Origin of the sequence: Methylobacterium crusticola, from assembly GCF_003574465.1 — a bacterium.
GTDB classification, from domain to species: domain Bacteria; phylum Pseudomonadota; class Alphaproteobacteria; order Rhizobiales; family Beijerinckiaceae; genus Methylobacterium; species Methylobacterium crusticola.
Window position 1 is genome coordinate 1 of the sequence record NZ_QOWC01000425.1, and the last position, 2,349, is coordinate 2,349.

The window sequence follows — 2,349 nt, forward strand, 5'->3', positions numbered from 1 at the left end:
CCGCCCGCACCGCGTTCCCTTTTGATCCCCGAAGGGAACCGTCGCCCCAAGACGTACGGTCGCGCTTCGGCGGCGTCAACGCCTTCTCAGAACCGTCCCGCCAGGGTGAGGCGGAAGGCGGTCGGCTCGACGGGGTGGAAGTGCCGGTCGGCGACGCCGCCCGCATCCTCTCCGGGCAGCCGCGACACGTAGTAGTAGGTGATCTGGTCGGCCCGGGCGTTGGTCAGGTTCAGCACGTCGAGCGCGAGGCTCACCCCGTTGTCGAAGGCGTAGCCGATCCGCCCGTTGAGCAGCGCGGTCGGGCGCGAGCGCACGGCATTGTCCTCGATCAGCGGGCGGGGGCCGAAGTAGCGCAGGCGCATGGACCCGAACCAGCCCTGCCCCTCGCCGAAGGTGATGGCGGCCGAGGCGATCGTGGTCGGCGCCTCCGGGACCCGGTTCCCGACCGGGTCCCGGTCGGCGAAGCGGGCGTTGGTGACCGTCAGGTCGGCCTCCAGCGTGAGCCAGGGCGCGACGGCGTAGCGGTTGGTCCACTCGATCCCGAAGCGGCGGGTGGGCCGGCTCGGCTCGGTGGTGCCGGTGTCGCCCTGGAACAGGTTCTCGGACGCGAAGTCGAGCCGGAACAGCGCCACGGCGGTCTCGAGGCCCGCGACGGAGCGGTTGCGCAGGCCGACCTCGTAGCCGGTCGAGGGCACCAGGAAGGGCGACCGGCTGATGGTGAACAAGGGGCTCGCCGGATCAACGGTGGCGGTGACGCCCCGCGCGTCGTTGGAGTGGAAGCCGCCGCCGTAATTCGCGTAGAGCTCGGTCTCGCGCCACGGCCCGAGCACGAGGCCGAGCTTCGGGTTCACGATCCCGTCGCGGGCCCTGCCGGAATTGGCCGGGGTGTCGGAGCGGACGTCGGCGCCGTAGCCGTCCGCCCGGAACCCGACGCTGGTGCGCAGCCAGTCGCTCCAGCGCACCCGGTTCTCGTAGTAGAAGGCCGCGCTCGCCTCCAGCACCCGGTCGTCGAGCACCGTCGCGCGGTAGCGGCGGGCCGCCGTGTTGAACAGCCCGACCCGGATGTCGTCGGTCCGCGTCTGGACGCCGACCTCGTTCTCCATCGGCAGGCCGAACAGGTCGCCCTGGATCACCCGGGAGACCTCGCCGCCCCCGAGCACGCGGGCGTCGCGCTGGTGGAACTGGTCGCCCGCGACCGGGTCGTTGAGCCAGTACGTGAAGTTGTTGAACAGGTTCATCTGGTAGCGGATCACGTAGGCCGAGGCCCGGGTGATCCCGCCGGCATCCGACCGGCTCCAGCGCCCCGAGAGCGAGAACCGGCCGGTATCGCCGCCGTCCGTCGGGTCGAGGGTGCCGTAGCGGCCGATGATCCCCTCGGCCACCGCCCGCTCGGGGATCTGGTTCGTGGCGTTCCAGCGGGCCCAGTACGCCATGCCGGTGACCGCGAAGCCGTCCAGCGCCGTGCCCTGGCTGTAGCGCAGGACGCCGTTCAGCTTGCCCAGCCGGTCCGGGACGTCCCAGGGGCCGTCGTAGACCTGCGCCTCGCCCGCCGCCAGCAGGCTGCCCTGGCCGAGCGCCGCCGACGCCATCGAGAGGGCGCGCTTGTAGCCGAAGCTGCCGAGGGTCGTCAGGGCGACGTTGCGGTCGAGCCGGTCGAGGTAGTCGATGCGCACCGAGCCCGCGGAGGCGAAGTCGCCGTCGCGCACGAAGTAGGGGCCCTTGTGGTACTCCACCGCGCCGACGAGCTCGGGGATCAGGAAGTTGAGGTCGGCGTAGCCCTGCCCGTGGGCGTGGGTGCGCATGTTGACCGGCATCCCGTCGACGTGGAGGGCGATGTCGGTGCCGTGGTCGAGGTTGAAGCCGCGCAGGAAGAACTGGTTGGCCTTGCCCTCCCCGGAATGCTGCGTGACGATGAGGCCGGGGACCGCCTCCAGCACCTCGCCGGGCCGGGTGACCGGGAGGCTGTTGATCTGCGCGCCCGTGAGGATCCCGGCGCTCGCGGCCTCGACCGTGCGCAGGCCGCCGCCGATCCCGGTCACGCCGCCGACGTAGCCGGCGCTCGCCGCAGCCGGGGCCGTGGCCGGCCGGGTCGGCCGGGCCGGCTCCGCCGCGACCTCGATCTCGTCCAGCCGGACCTCGACCGGCGCATCCCGGGCCCCTGCGGGCGGCGCGACGAGGAGGGCGGCGACGCAGCAGGCGGCGGGGCTCAGGGGCGGGCGGAACGGGATGGCGGGCACGGGCGGGCCTCGGGCGACGGCGGTGGCACGTCACCGCGACGAGGCCGTGCCCGGGCCGGGCCTGCGCCTCGACACCCACCGGGACACCCCGCCCGACGTGCTCGCGTGTGAC

Annotated in this window: 1 protein-coding gene; it reads right to left on the bottom strand. The window is 73.1% G+C overall.

Annotated features, from left to right (window positions below; translation table 11 throughout):
- Positions 1 to 86: 86 nt before the first annotated feature.
- Positions 87 to 2,129: a TonB-dependent receptor gene (locus tag DT057_RS34600; RefSeq protein WP_128566514.1), complete on the bottom strand. Its 2,043-nt coding sequence runs from the start codon at positions 2,127 to 2,129 to the stop codon at positions 87 to 89.
- Positions 2,130 to 2,349 lie beyond the last annotated feature (220 nt).